Below are 18,613 nucleotides of genomic sequence, written 5' to 3'. Positions count from 1 at the left end.
TTCATTGTTTCTAATAAACTGTTTTTGTTATCTATAAAATGCATTAAAGCCCACATTGTGAGCTTTAACAAGAAATTTCAGGCAATACAATCCGATAAATTTATGGGTTTTTCCACAAACCATCCTGCATATGCATAATCTTGTCTGCGGTCTGTGCTAACTGTTCATCATGTGTCACAATCAGCATGGCCATATTGAATTCCTTTTTCAAATCATTCAGCAATTCAAAAATAGTCATTGCAGTTTGTCGATCCAGATTTCCTGTTGGCTCATCGGCTAGCATGACTTTAGGATTGGTCACCAAAGCACGTGCCAATGCAACACGCTGACGCTCACCGCCAGAGAGTTCACCAGGTTTATGAGTCAGGCGATGTGATAATCCAACCCGTTCCAGTAAATACTCCGCTTTTTTCTTGACCTCACTAAATTGACTGCCTTTACGTAGCATTAAAGGCATAGCCACGTTTTCAAGCGCGCTAAATTCAGGAAGCAGATGATGAAATTGATAAACAAAACCCAAATGTAAGTTACGTAACTCACCACGAGTGGTTTCACTCAATGTATCAAAACGCTGTCCATTTAAAAATACTTCACCGCTAGATGGTCGGTCTAGACCACCCAAAACATGCAACAAGGTACTTTTACCTGAACCACTCGCCCCGACAATCGAAATACACTGTCCTGCTTCAACTTGTAGCGATAAACCTTTAAGCACATCAACATCGGTCTTGCCATCAGTAAAGGTTTTTCTGATTTGCTTAGCTTCCAAAACCACATTACTCATAACGCAATGCCTCCGCAGGCTGGATTTTCGCAGCACGTAGCGCTGGATAAATGGTTGCCAAGAAACTTAAAACTAAGGACACCACCACGATGACAGCAACATCTTGCCATCTTAAATAAGAAGGTAAATAGTTAATAAAGTAAGCATCAAACAAATGCCAACCTAAACGGGTATTGAGCCAGTCAATCACGGTACTAATACTCGATGCCAGAATAACCCCCAACACCGCACCTGAGAATGTGCCAATGACACCAATAATCGTGCCCTGTACCATAAAAATACGGGTAATCGTGGCAGGTGAAGCACCCAGTGTACGTAAAATGGCAATATCAGATTTTTTGTCGGTCACGACCATAACCAGAGAAGAGACGATATTGAACGCAGCAACCAAAACGATGAGGAACAGCAGCAAACTCACCATGGATTTTTCCATCTGAATCGCGCTAAACAGATTGCCATGTGTATATGTCCAGTCAGAGCTATAAAAGCCATTTGGCAACTGCTTCACAATATCATGAGCAACTTGGGGCGCAAGGAAAATATTGTCTAGCTTTATCCGAATCCCCTGAGCACCATCAGGTAAACGGAGCAAGGTAGCGGCATCGTTCAGGGCGATATAACCCATCATTGAGTCAACTTCAGCACCAATACTAAAAATTCCGACAATTTTAAAGCGCTTGAAACGCGGAACTACACCTGCAGGTGACGGTGTCGCTTCAGGCAAAACTAGAGTCACACTGTCATTTAGTCCTAAACCCAGAGCATCGGTCATCTGTTTACCAAGAACAATCCCGAAACTACCTTTTTTCAGGTTATCAATGCTTCCAGCAACCATATGGTCTTGAATAATGGAAACATTCTTTTCATACTGTGGTTCAATACCATTGACCATCAGGCCTGACACCTGACCTTGTGCAGTCAACATCCCTTGTAACTGAGTAAAAGGAGCTACGCCTTTAACATGCTCATGTTGAGCAATTTTTTTAGCTAAATCTGGCCAATCTGTAATGATTTCCGTTGAAGATACACTGGCTTGAGGTATCATACCTAAAACACGATTTTTTAATTCACGGTCAAAACCATTCATCACTGACAATACGGTAATCAGTACAGCGACTCCAAGCGTCAGACCGATCATGGAAACCAGTGCAATAAAAGAAATAAAATGATTACTGCGACGTGCGCGAGTATATCTCAGACCAATGTACAGCGAGATTGGTTTAAACATACGACCTAAATCCGAGGTATTTTATGGGAAAATTACAGCATCAATACGAACAAATTGAAAGGCGGGTCATGTCTCGTATGGATGCTGCCTTAAGATTCAACTATCAAGTCATTTCAGAAGAAATGGCTCTAAAAGACCCCTATGACCCTCACTTTGTTTTGCCACGCTATTTTCTACTACTTACTGAACTAGATCAATTTGATCAGGTTCTTCACAACGAATTAAAACAATTAAATGAAAAAGATCAACAAATTGCCAAAATCTTATCCTTATTCAACCAAAAATTAAACCTTATAACAGGCACAATGTATGATTCTATTGTACAAAGCATGTTACCAACCCCTGAACAAATTAACTTATCTGAAGCTGGTTTAAGCTTTTTTACTGAATATGCCATTACTAAAGATAGCTACATCCACGTCACCTTGAGCCATCCCGATAACTTTTTTCATATTGCTGCCATCGCACAGGTGGTCTACGAAAACTATGATGAAAAAAATAGTTTCCGTATTGGCTGTCACTTTATTTCTTTGCACCCACATGACCGTGAAAAAATTGCAGAATGTCTTGAAAATCAGGCTATAAACACACTATAAGCTTACATTTTTCGAAAACGTTTTTGCCATTTCTGCTGAAGTTGTAAATCTCGAAAAAAATAGATCAACAATCCTATAACCAGCACACAAGCCCCCAAAATCACTTGTGTTCCCAAAGCTTCATGATTAAATACTGCACCGATCAGTAATGCTAATAACGGCGTCATGACATTGGTTAAAGACAATGTTGTGGGCTGAATACTCTGCACCAGTTTAAAATAACAAAACATCGCCAGTAACGATGCCACCACCACTGTATAAGCAAGCGCTAGCAACGATTTGAGATTTGGCATATGTGCTGGAAAATGTGACCAAATAAAAGGCAACATCAGCACAGCTACAAAAGTAGAGATCAAAATTGAGCCCGTTGCCTGTGCCATCGGGTGAAGTGGTGCTCGAATTTTCTTCACCCAGAAAATTGACAATGCATAGTTAAAAACACTGATGAGCATCAGGATAATACCGAATGGCTGTATATGCTGCTGCCCTGCAAAGCAAATCATGCCCAAACCAGATAATGCGACCAGCATGCCACACCACTGTGCAAAATACAGATATTGTTTAAACCATGCCCAGCCCATCAAGCCAGCCATAATTGGTGTTAAGCCAAACATCAGGGCAATAATTCCCGAGCTCAAATACTGAGTGGCAACATAGGTAAAAATTTGTGAACCGATAAAACTAAACGAACCCGCGATGTAGCTATGCACCGATTGCCAATTAAACGGCAATCGTATTTTAAAGATCCAAAGCAAACTACAAGCAAGCGGTAATGCCAAAAAGAAACGAAATGCCAATGCCCAAAACAGGTTGAGGTCTTTCACACTCCAGACAATCGCTAATGGCGTTGTTGCCCAGATTAAGATTAAAAGCATATAGGTCAATGCCAATTGCGATTGTACTTTTGGCATCTTTCAGCTCGTCTTGGTAACGCGAATCTGGCGCTGAATCGTCTGATCTAACGCACTAGAAAATTCCCGCTTATCGCGCTCATTCAGTGGTTTTGGACCGCCAGTTTGCACACCTGCGCCACGCAAAGTATCCATATAATCGCGTAAATGTAGACGTGCTTTAATATTGGCTGTAGTAAAAACCTCACCGCGCGGATGAATCGCAACGCCACCTTTTTCAATCACCTGAGCTGCCAATGGAATATCTTGAGTAATCACAACATCATGCGCAGCCATTTGCTTCACAATTTCCTGATCGGCTTGATCGGCGCCACTCAACACCTGCAAGGATTTAATACGTACCGATGGGCTGATTCCCACAGGTTGGTTCGCAACAAAAATTACTTCCAGCAAATAGCGATCTGAAGCTCTAAAAATAATTTCACGCAAAATTTTAGGCAAGGCATCTGCATCAACCCAAAGTTTAAAATTAGCCACAATAATTCACAATTTATTCAGTTCTACGTTAGTTTAACAAATTACACATGACACTGCTGTGATGTGTTGACCTTTCGGTCTATTTCCAGTTTTTTGTGCAGATAGACACATAAATTTTATGCAATCAATAAAAATTCATGGCGATGACTTGAAAAATAATAAGTTACCCTCGATAAATATAAACAGACCCACTGCAATTGTGCTTATGAATATGCAAAATAACCGACCAGATACGATTACTGTCGATGACCAAAACTTTGGAAGCCATATTGAGCATTGGAGTTTGCTCACAGATGACCCAACACAAACCGTTCCTCGGTGGTTAGGTCAAGCACTTGATGCACCAGTCATGCCAATGGGTTTATGTGCCAATGAAGAAGATATGGATGCCAGCACATGGCTGATTCAAGGGCCAAATCATGCAGCAATTCAATTTTCCCAAGTCGTCGCCGTTGAAAATAACAAACCTAAATGTGTCAAAATTGCTTTCCCAATTTTTGAAAGTCCCTATAAAACTACAGCAAAAATTGAACGTGTCATTTGCTGTAAATCTAACACACAGGCAGTATTACGCTTAAATATTGGACAAAATGCAACAGTATATGCGTTTGATAATCTTTATAGCGTCAACCATGAGCACTACGTAAAAGATCAAAACTATTGCGTACACTTAAATGCGTGGGCATATGAACTTGAACAGGTCAATGAACACGAGCAAATTATTGTTGATGATCCTGCATCAATTAAACATCATCGTGCCTTAAATGATATTTTGGCAGCACATAACGGTGTTGCACCAAGTAATTTGCAGGAACTGATTGATGCATGGCAACCAAAAACTGAGGATGACCATGCTCCTATCACCGTAGATTTTTCAAAAATGGTGGCTTACCTATATGGTGAGACAGCTGGACAAGAAGATGAAGCATGGTTTCAAGGCAAAATTGTCGGAAAAACACATGCGACATGTATGAACGAAGATTATGTTCTGTACGATGTCACCTTATTGCTTGAAGACAATGAAGAAGCCACATTAATTCGAATCGCAAGCCGTAATCCTGAATATATGAATTTTGAAATTGGGCAATATATTCGAGGCAACATATGGATTCAGGCGAATATTTATGCTAAAAATACATGATTAATGTATTTAAATACATTTAAAACAACATCTTATAATCATTAATTATTAAATTAAAAATCAATATGTACACATTTATGTACAAACAAATAAAAAAGCCATCATTTCGATGGCTTTTGTTCACTTGCAGTTGTGGGCCACGCTTCATCTAATTTTTCTGCAATAGCTCGGTCTTGGTCAGCTTGTTTTGCCATTTCTCCGTATCTTGCGACACAGTCTTGGAATACGTCTGAGAGCGTGGCTGTATATTCACTTGCGGTTTTGGTTGGAGCACTGGGCAAACGGGAGTTTGCAATACTGATTTGGTTCCGCAGGCTGTCAGCATTGGCGCTAGCAACACTAGCATCATGTGTGATTTCTTGAATTTTAGCATTGTAGTTGCTCTCCGCTGTGGCGATCTGTTCAGACCATTTCTTTTCTTGTGTTGCTGCTGCGGCTTTGGCATTTGCAATATCAATTTTTTGCTGCAAAACATAATCAGCATGTTCTTTTTTCAACGTATTAATTTGATTGGCCAGATGATTCGTGTACCAAATTTGACAGAACCAACCAATGCCAAAAATTAGAACTAATGCACCAAGAACCATGATGATTAACTGATAAAACTTGGCCATTATTTCTTGAATAGCTGTCATCATGAATTAGCCCCCATGCATTTCTCATAGCGATTGAGTTGTCGTGTGTACACTCCATAGCAGTTGTTGCTACGGATTGAGCAATCACGACCCGATACAAACTTGTACTTCAGCAATGATTTGCATGCCTGCACATAATCTCCTTTCACCAAACTGGCTTTGATCGATGACTTATTCCATGCGCCAATACCATATTGATAAGTCCAATCTAAATACACGTCATATTCAGCTTGGGATAGCTTCGCGTTTGGAATTGATGCAGCAAACTTCTGAGCATCTTTGTTCACGTAATCAGTTAGATATGCTTTGGCTTGCTGTCGAGTAATCGCTTTGTCAGTCATCTTGACGCGCTGACCATTCGGATAAATCGTGGTCCCATGTCCAATGGTGGGAACATCACCCTTGGTCGGAATTACTGGCTTTGATGTGTAACCTTCATAAGTGATGATTGAGGCCAGTAATGCACCTGTTATACCAAGTGCTGCGAGTGGTTTTTTCTTATCCGCCATCCTTCTTCCCCCCTTTCAAAATCCCACCTTGATTGATCACTCGACCGATAGCTGCAAGACCGATATATAGAAAACCAAAGTGCTGACGATATTCAGGCGGAATAAGTCCAATGCCCTGCGTTTGCTGAATTACATCCATTGCTGTGGTTACAAGATAGGCAATCACTGGAAGTAAAACAGCCAGTGATTTCCAAGCCTTGTACCACTCTGGAATGATGTATTTATTTTTTAAGTTGATAAGCCATTGCTTCATTAGTCATCACCACATTTGCTTGTATAAGATTTCACTCGTGCACGAGATTCAGCTTCTTCACGCCGATCTCGTTTAATTTGAAAATATGTATTAATGGCTAGACCCGTGATTGCGACACAAACCCCAACCCACCCAATCCAGTCGATTGTTGCAATCAAGCCAAATGCGCTTGTAATTCCCCCACCGTAAGTCACTTTCGTTGCCACTGCGGATGCTGTTGCTTCAAGAGTTGCTTGATCTGCTGCCATGATTCCCCCGATTTTCGGCAATAAAAAAGCCCCTACTCGGGGCCGGAAGGTGCTGTTTTTTTTATAGTGGGTAGGACGGCCAAACAATGTTGCTTGGGAATCCTGATTGTGTTGGAACATCACGCAAAGCTTGGCGATATGTCAGCAATGCTTTGTATTGATCGGCTGTTAGAGTTGTTGGATCACTTACTTCAATTTGATCGCGATGACGCTGAACGAGCCATTGTGTATCGCTAAGTAGCCGGTCTCGTTTTAGTCGCATCTCTACAGAAAGATCAGGTGAAATTAGCGCAGGCTGTGTTTTACTGTACGTTTCATCTGCCATGCAATCTGCTTCTGAGTCAACTGCTCGCCATCCTGTGCCGTCTTTTTTTATTGCATAGCTCATAGATTATCCTCCCAACCACAAGCAACTAATGCTTGTGCTGACGATGCTGCTGCATAATAAATATTTGCTGACTCTAAAAAGATATCCGCATTCTTATTTGCATTTGATGTTCCTGAATTGCCCTCACCGATCGGCGGTGGTAGTGTTGCCGAGGATACTGACCCATAGTTCGGATTTGGGGCGACTGCAATTAAGTTGGAAGATGCGAATGCTGTAACATTTATAATGCTTGCTGTTGGCGGGACTACAGCAGAAACAGAAACAGCAACCCATGTTGGTGTGGTTGGAGATCCTTGGACACCGCTTGCAATAACAGGCATTGCTGCAATATTACTTCCAGAAAGTGGTGCATAAGTTGCACGGCGACCTTTTTGATTTATCTGAAGTAGATACCTACTTGCATCCGTACGAACAGCCCCAACACGAGCAAAGAATTCATAACCACTTGGTAATATTGGTGCTGTTGCGCTCAGAGAGAATAAAGCAGCGGTTATTTGTGTGGTTGGATTGTAGATTAAAAACAAATAATACCAAGTCGAAGCTGCAAGTATTCCAGTGTCTAAGCCATTTGCGCCAGTAGTATTAATATTACCCGTAGTGTTTACAGACTGTGCAAGATATGAATCTCCTGCTGAATTTTTTAATACAACTGAGTTTGCAGTAATCACAGAATTGTAATTATTAATCCCAATGCTTGAGATTTTTAAACTGCTAAAATTCCCTGCTATAGATACAGGCTTAGTTGATATTCCTTTCAAAACTTCCGTAGCATCCCCAAATGGCAATATACTCATATTAATATGCGCATTTGCATCTAATCCAGGGACACCACCTGCTACATCTTTTTTATCCTCAATTGCTTGATCTACATAGGTGTCGATATTTTGCTTGACCAATGCTAATTCATTTAGCCCATCGTTGACCTGCTGAATGAAATTCTCAAATTCAGTGACATTAACACCACGAGAAATCGCATTTACATCAGCTATAAGCGCATCATTTTTATCTTTTACAATAATTCGATACGCGCCATCTCCTAAATAGATATTTGCGCGCCCCGCGTCATCAAGAACGATAGGATTCAAATTTTGTGTACTGGTAGGATCTGATCCTGTATACGTTACCTTTGGATTTGTTGTGCCAGATTCGTATGTGTAGACTTTACCACCTACGATTGGCACTCCAAGATGATCGATAAATTGCGTTGTGACATTTGTTAAAAGCGAATACATATTTTCACCTATTGTGTGGCAGCATTAGCACCACTTAAAAGCCCTGCTTTACGTAATTGGTCGATAAGGGATTGGTTTAAGTCGCCAATTTGTAAATCATTGCCCGCAATGCTAGGTTTTAGAGTTTTATTAACTTCGCGCGACTTAATAATGTCGTTTACAGGACTGGCAAGAATACGCACACCCGGTAAATTTAGACGACCAATCAAAAAGTTTGCCAAAGCAGATCCAGTATTTGAGTTATTCACATATGAGTGTGGCGGCTGCGATACAAGGAAATGCCCTGCCATTCCAATATCTTTAAGTCGAGCAACTTCTTTTGGATCAAACATGGTTTCAAGTCGTCGATCACCAATCTTATCCAGGGCTCGCTTCATTCCTGCTGGGCTGAATTGACCATTAGAATTAATTGCTTGATTTGAGATGTACTCAATGACTTGTTGCTTAATGTCATTTACTGATTGAGGATTTACATCATTCAATAAATTGACAGTTTTGCTTAGCTCAGACACATTTCCATTTAAAACATGTTTCTGAAAGAGCTTGTCAGGCTCAACACCATTTTGAGCATCTTTCAGCAAAGGCATGTTCTCAATAGATTGCACGTTATCCTTAAATGCCTGTCGAGCTGAACTATATAGTCGTGCAGCATCGTTACCGCCTTGACTCAACAAGTTTTGCATAGCTTCATTTTGACGAGTATTAAGTGCATCGCGTACCAAACCAATCGCATAAGTCGAGCTAGACGGCTGTCCATTTTGCAAAGATGCCTTATATTCGCGATTCAAAATCTTGATCAATTCTTCAGATTTACCAAGTGTGAATTTATCTGAGTTATTTGATACATCTTTTAAAATCTTATGAATACTTGGCGGTAAACTAGACATTGCATAATTTTTATCAAGAGCAGTGATTGCATCATTGGTGAATCCAGCGCCATCCAGAACGACATTATTTCCGTTCGCTTGTCGCGCCTGATCATACAGACTTTGATAATTAGCTTTATTCGAGGCTAGTTTTGAGTTTGCAGTATCTAGTGCGCCTTGCATTGCACCATACTGATCTATAGATGTACCACCTGTTTTGCTTGCAGCATCATCTAGTAGACCTTTTAACTGCACATTATCTTGATTAAATTTATTGCGAAGTGAATCCCCTGCACCTTGAATTTTTGCAAGTTCAGCCTCTTTTTGCCATTGTTGCGAGCTACGAGTGACTTGACCTTGTGTTCCTTTTAAACCAAGTTTTTCAAATAATGCCTGTCTTGCTACAGCATCGGCATTCAGGTCTTTACCTGATTTTGTAGCAGCAACAGCATCTTTACGAAGGCCATCCACAACATCACTAGATAAATCAGAAAGGCTTACGCCATTCTTGTTTAACGCTTCCTCTAATTTTTGGTCAATATTTGCAATGTTCGCTGCAGTTGTATTGTATTTTGCTGCTGCCTTTGTAATGCTCTGCCCGATTTTTTCACCAACCACTGCCCCAGCTGCTCCACCTACTGCTCCTGCGCCAGCATTTGATAGGCGTTGATCTGAATTTTCTGCAAATTGTGCCCCGCCAATTGCACTTCCTAATAGCGCATTTTGACCTAAAACCTTTGCACCTGCAGTTGATAGGATTTTTGCACCTTGGTACCCACGGGCTAAAACTGCTGCTGGAGCAGTGGCGGCCATTTCACCTAAGAACTCACCATAATTCGTTCCTGCGCCACTTTCAGTACGTGCTTTTTCATATGCTTTGTACTCATCAGCTTTTTGTTTGGTATATTTTTGATATTCATTGGTATCAAAATGAGTGCCAAAATAATCATTAAGTGGCTTTTGAATTTTATCACCCAGCCAATGAGCACCTTGTATAGCACCACTGAACACCTTATCCATACCTGCGCCAACATCGGCAAGAACCGATGGTTTCTCAGGCTTTATGGAGGTATCTTGCTGCTTACTTTGGTTGCTTCGAGATGCGTTAACAACAATTGGCGGACGCTCTGGAAGAACTTCTGGTGAATCTTGTTCAGCACCATCAACAACAACATCACCATAGCCGTCGGATGCAAGGTGTTGACCTTGAGTAGGTAGACTTTCTGATCCTGAATTTTTTAGCACTTTTAATCCAAGATCGTTTGCAATATCAACATCACTTAATCCTGCCTGACGTGCTTTATTGAAACTTTCTTTATATCTTGGACTTTCTTTCATGCCTTGCAGAATTTCAGCATCTGAAAGCCCTGCTTGGCGTGCTGCATTAATTCGTTGAGAAATATCTGCTTGATCTGCCATGTTTTAGCCCTTATGACTGTGCGAGCATGCTATTTGGTACAAACTCAGGTTTAAATTGATTATTTTGTTCCACAGGATTCTGTTGCAAATTAGCTTGTTGCTGTGCAACAGGTTCCTGTAGGGGCATATCTTGATGCTCTTTAGCCAATAGCTCGGTTGGTACAAGCTCGGGTTGATACTCTTTTGGCTGCGGATCGTCTTGAACAAACTCAGGTTGATAGCTTTGTGGAATTGCTTCTTTAGGCACAAACTCGGGTTGATATTGCTGCTGGGACTTCACCAACATGCTCTTTGGAACAAACTCTGGGCTAAACCCATCGCCAACATTCTGTCCAAGCTGGTTATTCACGAAATCCCATGAGCGCTTTCCTTGTGCATACTGACTGGTAGGTAGTGAAGCCCACTCTTTACCAAGCTTCTGGATTGCAGCCTTGTAGTTTCCATTCATAACGTCATTTAACGCCCCACGCCCTGCAATTAGAGCAATTGCTCCAAGATCTTGTGCTTTAGGGGAAAAATCACGAAAGCCATACTGTTTGGCGATGTTATTCCATGTGCTGTTTAGAAACTGATAGCGACCTGCGGCAGTTGTATATTTCGTTGTGCCATCTGTCTGCTTGAATTCTTTTTTTATGTTTGGATGCGCTGACAAATTAGAAAACTGTTGATTGCCAAATAATGTGTTGTATCCGTATTTTGAGCCTTCGCTGGATGCAATCAGGTCTAACATCTTTCTAACATTTGGGTTTGCATATGCTTCTTGGAGTTGTGCGAGTGTTGCCATATTTTCACCTGACAATAAAAAACCGACCTCAATGGGTCGGTTTTAGGTAGATTGTGCTTTACTGGTTCGCAGCGTAATACGCTCTATTTTATTTTATACTTATCTTTTAATGACTTATTTAAGAAATTGGTATCATAAATATTCTTACTAATATCTGGTAAATCTGTTACACATAAAACTTCTATTATTGCTTTAGGAAAATGGAGTTTTGCTACACCCCCACCGTAAGATGTAGTTGTAGCTGTTCCTGTGCTGTAGTTACCGAACTGTGTTGTATTTATATTAGTTGTATGTGTTTGCGGCAAAAATATATCTCCTGTCCTAACCTCGTCATTTTCTTTTACTACCTTGAAAGATTGACATCCATTTTGTTTCATTAATTCAGATGCACGAAGCAATGCAAAGTCTTTCGCTCTTTCTTTGGAAGTTTTTTCATTACCTTTAAATGTTACTCGATAGTAATTTGGTGCGAGTTGTGTGTCATCGAATCCACCGTTTCCAATAAACCCATTCGGTTGGTACGATGTAGCACACCCCGACAATATTAAAGCAGCTAAAATTATGAATTTTTTCACGATAAATCCCCCATCATAATGGGGGAAATATAGCATAAAAATCAGTCAAAGAATGTTCTTGCATTAGGCTTTCCTGATGCTGATTTAGATTTTTCAGTCTGAGTACCGGGTCTAGGAATATGATAATTGTTATATATATTATCAATATTGCTATTGAGGGTATTAATGGTGTTTTTCTGAATAGTCGCAAGATTATTCAAAACCATTAAAGCTGAATCACTATCTCTTGGTGGGTTTGCCATGATTGTCTCAACGGCACGTTTTGCATCCCCTTCAGTCTGAGTACCTTTTGCTATCATAAGCACATCATTTGCTGCCTGATTAAGTGCAGTCTGAAACTGATTAACTTTTAGATCATTGGCATTTGTCATACCAACTATACCTCTGGCTTTTGCGCCATAAATAGAAGATGGAGTAATTTGCATCTTTCCACTATTTAAATCATTCACTAAGCCACCGATTTTATTATAATTTAGTTTCGCTTGTGCTAGTTGGGTATTTGCTTCACCAACTTGCTTTAATGCATTATCGCTTAGCTTTGGATTCCCACCTTTTGGTTGCTCAGTGATGTAGTTACCATTTTGGTCTTTAATATAGATACCTTTACCGTTCACAACTGCATATTTTCGACCTTGAGCATCAACACCGTAAGCAGTAGGCTTATTTTGCTCAAAATATTGCTGCTGCTGTTTAAACTTCATTTGGGTATTAAACTGCTGCTGATCTTGAGCAATTTTCTGTTGTTGAGTTTTTGCATTTGTATCTGTTGAATAGATACTAGCGTTTGTTGTGCGCTGGTTATTGATGTCGGATTGAGCATTGTTTGCAGCATTATCAGCGGTCTGGAACAAGAAGCTTGCAGGGTTTTGACTTCCTGCCAAAATTGCATTTTTGGCCCATTCTGAGATTTTCGCTGGATCTTGTCCTAGGCTGTCCAATTGCTGGGTAAACTGTGCATGTGTTTGCTCATCAATTGCACCTGCTGCCTTTGCAGCATCCAGTCCCATTCTAATGAATTGAGGGTTACCATTCTGCGCACCTGCAAAAATTGCTTGTTTGGCATCAGTTAGGCGTGAATTTGCTGTTTTTTGTGTGGTATTGCCAGCGTCTGCAAAATCCTTATTGCCTGAACCTGTATTCTTATAGATTTCAGATTGTGTTTTTTGATTATCAAGAATTGCTTTTTGCCGTGCCATTTGCTGAGCTTGAAGCTGTGGCACAACCCAACGAGCCATTGGGGATTGCTTTCCCAATTCAAGCATTTTATTTATGTCACCTTGGGATTCATTATAAATGCGTGACATTTCCCCATCGGTTTTCATATTCGTAAAATACTGAGCGAATTGAGATGCATTATTAAGCATTACACTCGGATCTGCAGACTTTACTTGCAGCGGCAATGTGTAATCAAGAGTCATGTTTAGATACTCCCGTTATTTTTCATCATCGCGTATGTCATCGCGTATGAGCCTATATTATTTGCGGTATTTGCCATGTTATTTGCACTAGCAACTGTTCCTGCTGCCGTAGCATTTGCACCTGCCATGGTATTGTTTGCAACTGCTTGTGCTGTTTGTAGGCCATTATTCCCTACTTGAGCGGCAGCATTTTGCCCCATTCCAGCAAGAGAACTTAAGCGGTTAAATCGGTTGGTTTGATCTGCGTTAAATCGGTTATACGCATTTTGGTACTCTGTACTTGCATAATCACTGGCATAATTATTCAGGGCCTTTAGTGTTGCACCTGATAGCAATCCGCCTTGTGCTGCTGCACCAGACTGTACCGAATTAAGACCTTGTTTTAGGCGGAACTGATAGCTTGGATCATTATATAAGTCTTGACCAGAATAAGTTTGATTAAAATACCCATCTGCCCCTGTTTGCCCCATAAGTTGTGATAAAGCAGTTTGTCCAGCTTGCGTGTATGGACTTAAATCCTCTCGGGTTTGATTGTACATCGCAAGCTGTTGATCACTAGCAGCTTGTGCAGCATTGGCTTGTGATTTAGCCGCCTTGCTTGCTTGACTGCTTGAATATGCAGAACCAGCAGCTCCGATTACTGCTGCGCCTATCATTGCTCCTGCTACCATTTTTATTCTCCCAACCATGTTGAGTAATAAGTTTCAACAGGCTTATATCCGAGTTTTTCAAATAACCAAGATGCATCTTTATGCATTTTTGACCCAACGAACATACGTTGAACTTTTCGTTTTTTGAGTTGATCTTCAACAAATTTAAATAGCTGAAAACCAGCACCATTTCCACGGTGATCAAGATGAACATAGAAGATATCCATCTGGCATGTTAAGCATGTTGAGTAATGCAATGCAGGCGAAATGAAACCAATAAAATATCCGATCATCTCCCCTGCATTTCGCAGTACCACAAAAAGCAATTCACCACGACGTTCCGCGGCGATGTATTTGTCAAACTGTGGAGATAATGGAACTTTATCCTGATTGAGTGCTAGCTCTTGATAGTGGACTGGCAGTAAGGGTTTTAAGTACGGCAGGCTTTGTTCAAAGCTTTCTACATGTGCTGTAATCATTTTGCCACCTTAATATCAACAACCATTGAGATACGGTCAACAGGAGAATTATTCACAACTTCGTGCATTAATTTGTTATTAAACCAAAACACATCACCAGTACGCATCTCCCACTGCTCATCGCCTGCTGTGATATAGCACCCTGCTGCTGATTGTAGAATGATATGAAACCGCGTGTAGTAAGCTGTATGCTCTGGTGTATCTTCATGTGGATAAATACGCCCACCTGGTGCAATTTTATTAATCATCACACGGCCAAGACGTTCACCCTGTACATATGCCATTAAATCAAAAACAAGTTTCCGCGCTTCAGGAAATAATGCAAACGATGGGTAGTCGATACTTTCATGCTGATCAAACTGGCTTTGACCGTTTTTGTATTTTTCAAGCTCTTCCTCTTGCTCAAAAACGCGTCTCTCAGGAAAGCGAAGCATGATTGACTCAATCTCACCAAATGGTCCCTGTGGATAATCACGCAAATAAGTATCTTCTTTCCACAACTCGGGTCGGCGTTTAATCGCGAGTAATAGTTTTGTGGTGTCCATCGATGGTAATGGCTGAAAGTTCATCATTTTTATAATCTACCCATTTAATTGATTTACGACTTTTGCAACTTCCTCAAAAAAGTTACGCCATGCTGGTGTCATTTGGTTGTTTATGTACATTGGCTCATTGAACGGCGGTATTAGTTTACTTTTACTCATCATCGCACCTTCACTTTCGACCCTGTGACAACAAAGCGGCAAACATCAGAAAATCGAATGCGAAATACTCGATTAAATGATTGCCCGAGCCGTCTAAAAATAACTCGCTTATCAAATTGCCCAATCTTTCCTAAACTAACCTGACGCGAATAAGACCAGTTCTGCCCCTTGTCGTCCGACCAATCCAAAATTACATTTGGCTCAATGTTAGTTAGTTGTCCTGTTTGACAAAATAACTCTAATTCATCAAAAATCAGGCGTTGTCCTTGAGGATTTAAAACTGGGGTGACTCGCTCTCGAATAATTGCATCGCCAGCGTCAGTAAAAGAATCTTCTGTTAACTCATAAATCTTTCCGTTGGTTCGATCCCCGACGATATGCTTTCCATCAAAAAAACAATACATGCCTGCGCGATGATGCTCGTGAAGTGCTGTTTTTGAGTTGTAATAACTGCGTTCATGCCATAGTCCAGTTACAGCATCGTAGCACCAAGTCTTTTTCGCACTTGGAAAGGACATTAGAAGAAAAGAATGCCCGTTCTCCTGATATGCAAAGGAATAAGCATCTGTAACATCCGTATAGCTATTAATTTCAGATTCAATCGCATGATTACTAATCCGCTGGGTTTGATAGCCTTGAGTCATTACGATTTGACCCTTACCATGTTCAGACTGACTCAACCAAACAAGACTAGAGCCAAAGATGCAGATTGAGTCTTTTGCAAGACAGCCTAAAGGAAGAACCGCACCAGACATTCGCTGAAATGGAGCATCTGCACTTCCTGTAACACCCCAAATTTCTGTAGAGCGCTCACCAATAAGCCAAAGCTGCCCACTATTTGCAATAATACGAATAAGATTGTCTGATTTAGATTCTTTTGTTGCGTAGTACAGTGCAGATGTCTGTGTGCTTAGTAGATCCGACCACTGTAGTTTTCTTGAATTAGGTATTGACCAAATAAATCGAGAATCAAGAATTGTTAAGTCAGAAGCCCCAAGAAATTCAGAAGATGTAATTTGCGTTAATAGATTAGCCTTGATATTCAATGCGTAAGCATTATTGCTAACAATCATCACATCAACGGAATTATCAGAAAAATAAACTCGACCAACACCAGAAACTTCACCGAGTTGGGTGACAACATCGCCTCTAATCGAATAAAGGGTGTTATTTGAAACGACAAGCAATCGGTTATTCAGGGCATACATGCCACGGATTATACCACCAAGATTGAAAAGCTCAACTAATCCTGGTGTAGGCAACAATGCAGATACTTTGTTGGTGTTCCCGCTCTCAATAGCTTGAGGGAATAGATTTACTGTGCGCTGACAATCAACTGACCAATCTTGCAAATTATAAGATGGACCAACAATTGGGATATCAATAGCGTTCATAGCGGTGGAATTTCCTTACACCGACTGGCAAGTCGTTGTGCGCATAAATCGGAGTTGAATTGCTGCGTTTTAGTGCTTCAATTGCCCGAGCCTGATTGGTTAGCATCAAAACCGATGGTTCGGTAATACCAAACATAGGGGCGATTTCTACAGCCAAGGAAAGAATTAGAGGGCGCTCATACCTTGCAGGAAAATCAATTTCATCCTTTGCATCGAGCGTGGTTGGTAGGGTAAATGTCTTTAAAACAAGTTTTTTAGCATCTTTCATTACATTGAAGTGCCAATATGGCTCATCAACTGTATAAATTACGGGTCGATATGCACCTGTATTGTTTATATCGCGAATGAGTACAATGTCTTGATCATCTAGCTTTGCCTTATCTGATATTGAGTCAACCGTCTGACTCAAGGTATATGTGCCAATACCTGTTAAATCCAGTGAGATTTCCTGTACTTTATAGACCATGAGTCGATCAGTAGCCCATTGTGCAAGTAAGCTACGCAATGCATCTACAGCGTCAGCAACTTCTTCTGCACTGGCATTCTCACCTGCTGCCAATACCCCTAATTGTTTTAACGCTCTGGAAATAATATTGCTGACGTTCATTTTATGGCTCCAAAAATAAACCCGCATATAGCGGGCGTTTATTTCACAAGGCTTAGACCTAACTCGCTTAAAGCAGCTTCAAAATTCTGCTGCGGATCACCATCAAGCACCGTACGTTCATATAGCTTGGACATGGATGCCTGATACTTTTGTGGAATATCTAGTGCTTTAAATGCTGCGTAATCATCAGGTTTCCACCACGAATGACAATTCCAAAATACTGCACCTGTGCCATCTTGAAGCTTGACTGAGATATTGTTAGGGCCGCAACCACATAGCTCTGCAAAATCGTTTACATCTTGCAGGTTTGCATCGGGAATAATGTTTACAACTGAAAGATTAGCTTCATCCATTACACACCCGCCAATTTATTGAAGATTTGAGTTACAAGTGATATTTCGTATGCGGTTAAAGCACGGTTAATCACGATCAGACCACAATGCGATGTTGAATCGTTATATGTAGTTGGTATTGTCTGGTTTGTGAGAATCTGAGTACCGACATTCGGGATAGCTCGAATGACTGTGCATCCTGTCAATTGTGCTGGTAGCGTGGTTGTAAGTTTGTCGTCAATGCCATCATACTGAATGCGGCGCGGTGTGTCTTTAAGCAGTGGACGCATTGATGATGTGGTTTGGTAGGAGTGGTTGCCTATTAATGATTTAAATGAAACATTTCTAAATGTGGCTGAATCTCCTACAGAACCCCATGCAAAGGTGTTTGCTACACCTAATTCTATGGATGTACTGGTAGATGTTGCTGTAAAAATTATTTGTAGTTTTTGCTCTACACCCTTAGCCGACACATTTGCTATAAAAGATATATTTTGATTGATGCGTATTCTAGCTGAGTTATTTAATGCATTAGATACTGATGCTGTTGCATAACAGGTTAATATATAAGTAACACCTACAACCGTTGGAACAGATTGCAAGCTATATTCATTGCTAGTTCCAGTGGATGTAAGAGTTAGTTTCTGGTTGGTTGCGGATTGAGTAACATTTGTTGGTGTCCATCCTGTAGTGCCATTACTAAAATCACCATTGGTGACAAGCTCACTACCCAACACTAACCCTTTACTCTTATCCAGCACCAACCCCAACGTCTGCCCTGCTGCTGTCACTGGCGTAGTGCCTAATGCGTCTTGATAGAGTGTAGTTAAGTCAGATGGGGTTTGAGTGAAGCCTTGTTCGGAGTTGGCGAAGAGTTGTGTAATGAGCTGGTTAAGGCTAACCGTTCCACCACCTAACTGCGTTATTCCTTTTTTAGATATTCCCGCACCGCCTAAAACGATGCCAAGCGGTGTTTTAATCAT

23 protein-coding genes are annotated in these 18,613 nt (G+C 40.8%); 2 read left to right on the top strand and 21 right to left on the bottom strand.

Features of this window, described 5'->3' with window-relative positions; genetic code table 11:
- Positions 1–100: 100 nt before the first annotated feature.
- Entirely contained in the window at positions 101–784 is a 684-nt protein-coding gene (gene lolD, locus ACX1N5_RS04205) for a lipoprotein-releasing ABC transporter ATP-binding protein LolD (protein ID WP_004751385.1), read from the bottom strand.
- On the bottom strand, positions 777–2,012 hold the full coding sequence (locus ACX1N5_RS04200; protein WP_458800548.1) for a lipoprotein-releasing ABC transporter permease subunit: 1,236 nt from the start codon (positions 2,010–2,012) through the stop codon (positions 777–779). Before ACX1N5_RS04200 ends, lolD begins: the two co-directional genes overlap by 8 nt.
- Positions 2,013–2,035: 23 nt before the next feature.
- Here ACX1N5_RS04200 and ACX1N5_RS04195 point away from each other — a divergent pair, with 23 nt between their 5' ends.
- Positions 2,036–2,608 carry a PilZ domain-containing protein gene (locus tag ACX1N5_RS04195; RefSeq protein ID WP_458800550.1) on the top strand — a complete coding sequence of 191 codons (573 nt, stop codon included), beginning with the start codon at positions 2,036–2,038 and terminating at the stop codon, positions 2,606–2,608.
- A gap of 2 nt (positions 2,609–2,610) precedes the next feature.
- On the opposite strand, the gene ACX1N5_RS04190 is transcribed toward ACX1N5_RS04195, so the two are convergent.
- Together ACX1N5_RS04190 and ACX1N5_RS04185 are read right to left on the bottom strand one after the other, a co-directional pair.
- Positions 2,611–3,519 carry a DMT family transporter gene (locus ACX1N5_RS04190; protein WP_458800552.1) on the bottom strand — a complete coding sequence of 303 codons (909 nt, stop codon included), beginning with the start codon at positions 3,517–3,519 and terminating at the stop codon, positions 2,611–2,613.
- 3 nt (positions 3,520–3,522) lie between these two features.
- Positions 3,523–3,996: a YaiI/YqxD family protein gene (locus tag ACX1N5_RS04185; protein ID WP_131380049.1), complete on the bottom strand. Its 474-nt coding sequence runs from the start codon at positions 3,994–3,996 to the stop codon at positions 3,523–3,525.
- A 205-nt stretch (positions 3,997–4,201) separates the two neighbouring features.
- Here ACX1N5_RS04185 and ACX1N5_RS04180 point away from each other — a divergent pair, with 205 nt between their 5' ends.
- Entirely contained in the window at positions 4,202–5,137 is a 936-nt protein-coding gene (locus ACX1N5_RS04180) for a hypothetical protein (protein WP_458800554.1), read from the top strand.
- Between the two features lie 101 nt (positions 5,138–5,238).
- Here the strand turns inward: ACX1N5_RS04180 and ACX1N5_RS04175 are convergent, their stop codons facing one another.
- From ACX1N5_RS04175 to ACX1N5_RS04095, 17 genes are all read right to left on the bottom strand, one after another.
- Entirely contained in the window at positions 5,239–5,775 is a 537-nt protein-coding gene (locus tag ACX1N5_RS04175) for a hypothetical protein (protein ID WP_458800556.1), read from the bottom strand.
- Complete coding sequence (locus tag ACX1N5_RS04170) at positions 5,772–6,281, bottom strand: glycoside hydrolase family protein (protein WP_458800558.1); 510 nt, start codon at positions 6,279–6,281, stop codon at positions 5,772–5,774. The genes ACX1N5_RS04175 and ACX1N5_RS04170 overlap by 4 nt, the downstream gene beginning before the upstream one ends.
- On the bottom strand, positions 6,271–6,534 hold the full coding sequence (locus ACX1N5_RS04165; RefSeq protein WP_458800559.1) for a DUF7940 domain-containing protein: 264 nt from the start codon (positions 6,532–6,534) through the stop codon (positions 6,271–6,273). Before ACX1N5_RS04165 ends, ACX1N5_RS04170 begins: the two co-directional genes overlap by 11 nt.
- Entirely contained in the window at positions 6,534–6,782 is a 249-nt protein-coding gene (locus tag ACX1N5_RS04160) for a holin (RefSeq protein ID WP_458800561.1), read from the bottom strand. The genes ACX1N5_RS04165 and ACX1N5_RS04160 overlap by 1 nt, the downstream gene beginning before the upstream one ends.
- A gap of 61 nt (positions 6,783–6,843) precedes the next feature.
- The gene (locus ACX1N5_RS04155; protein WP_458800563.1) at positions 6,844–7,170 is read right to left on the bottom strand and encodes a tail fiber assembly protein; all 327 of its coding nucleotides are present in this window, start codon (positions 7,168–7,170) and stop codon (positions 6,844–6,846) included.
- Positions 7,167–8,402, bottom strand: coding sequence for a hypothetical protein (locus ACX1N5_RS04150; RefSeq protein ID WP_458800565.1), 1,236 nt, complete (start codon positions 8,400–8,402; stop codon positions 7,167–7,169). The genes ACX1N5_RS04155 and ACX1N5_RS04150 overlap by 4 nt, the downstream gene beginning before the upstream one ends.
- A gap of 8 nt (positions 8,403–8,410) precedes the next feature.
- Positions 8,411–10,687, bottom strand: a complete 2,277-nt coding sequence (locus tag ACX1N5_RS04145; RefSeq protein ID WP_458800566.1) for a hypothetical protein — start codon at positions 10,685–10,687, stop codon at positions 8,411–8,413.
- A gap of 10 nt (positions 10,688–10,697) precedes the next feature.
- Entirely contained in the window at positions 10,698–11,471 is a 774-nt protein-coding gene (locus ACX1N5_RS04140) for a glycoside hydrolase family 24 protein (protein ID WP_458800568.1), read from the bottom strand.
- Positions 11,472–11,554: 83 nt separating this feature from the next.
- Positions 11,555–12,046: a CC0125/CC1285 family lipoprotein gene (locus ACX1N5_RS04135; RefSeq protein ID WP_458800570.1), complete on the bottom strand. Its 492-nt coding sequence runs from the start codon at positions 12,044–12,046 to the stop codon at positions 11,555–11,557.
- A 41-nt stretch (positions 12,047–12,087) separates the two neighbouring features.
- Positions 12,088–13,464 (bottom strand): hypothetical protein, encoded by a 1,377-nt coding sequence (locus ACX1N5_RS04130; RefSeq protein WP_458800572.1) that lies wholly within the window; start codon positions 13,462–13,464, stop codon positions 12,088–12,090.
- Positions 13,465–13,466: 2 nt separating this feature from the next.
- A complete protein-coding gene (locus tag ACX1N5_RS04125) occupies positions 13,467–14,135 on the bottom strand; it encodes a DNA transfer protein p32 (RefSeq protein WP_458800574.1) in 669 nt (222 codons plus the stop codon).
- Positions 14,136–14,137: 2 nt separating this feature from the next.
- On the bottom strand, positions 14,138–14,593 hold the full coding sequence (locus tag ACX1N5_RS04120; protein WP_458800576.1) for a GNAT family N-acetyltransferase: 456 nt from the start codon (positions 14,591–14,593) through the stop codon (positions 14,138–14,140).
- Positions 14,590–15,165 (bottom strand): aspartyl/asparaginyl beta-hydroxylase domain-containing protein, encoded by a 576-nt coding sequence (locus tag ACX1N5_RS04115; RefSeq protein WP_458800578.1) that lies wholly within the window; start codon positions 15,163–15,165, stop codon positions 14,590–14,592. Before ACX1N5_RS04115 ends, ACX1N5_RS04120 begins: the two co-directional genes overlap by 4 nt.
- 131 nt (positions 15,166–15,296) lie before the next feature.
- Positions 15,297–16,691, bottom strand: coding sequence for a packaged DNA stabilization protein (locus ACX1N5_RS04110; RefSeq protein WP_458800580.1), 1,395 nt, complete (start codon positions 16,689–16,691; stop codon positions 15,297–15,299).
- Entirely contained in the window at positions 16,678–17,298 is a 621-nt protein-coding gene (locus ACX1N5_RS04105; RefSeq protein ID WP_458800582.1) for a hypothetical protein, read from the bottom strand. The genes ACX1N5_RS04110 and ACX1N5_RS04105 overlap by 14 nt, the downstream gene beginning before the upstream one ends.
- A 38-nt stretch (positions 17,299–17,336) precedes the next feature.
- Complete coding sequence (locus ACX1N5_RS04100) at positions 17,337–17,651, bottom strand: hypothetical protein (protein WP_458800584.1); 315 nt, start codon at positions 17,649–17,651, stop codon at positions 17,337–17,339.
- Complete coding sequence (locus tag ACX1N5_RS04095) at positions 17,651–18,613, bottom strand: hypothetical protein (RefSeq protein ID WP_458800586.1); 963 nt, start codon at positions 18,611–18,613, stop codon at positions 17,651–17,653. The genes ACX1N5_RS04100 and ACX1N5_RS04095 overlap by 1 nt, the downstream gene beginning before the upstream one ends.

This window comes from Acinetobacter sp. ANC 4636 (assembly GCF_054454555.1).
The sequence above is the reverse complement of the archived record's forward strand: the minus strand, read 5'-3'. Positions and strand labels throughout refer to the sequence as shown.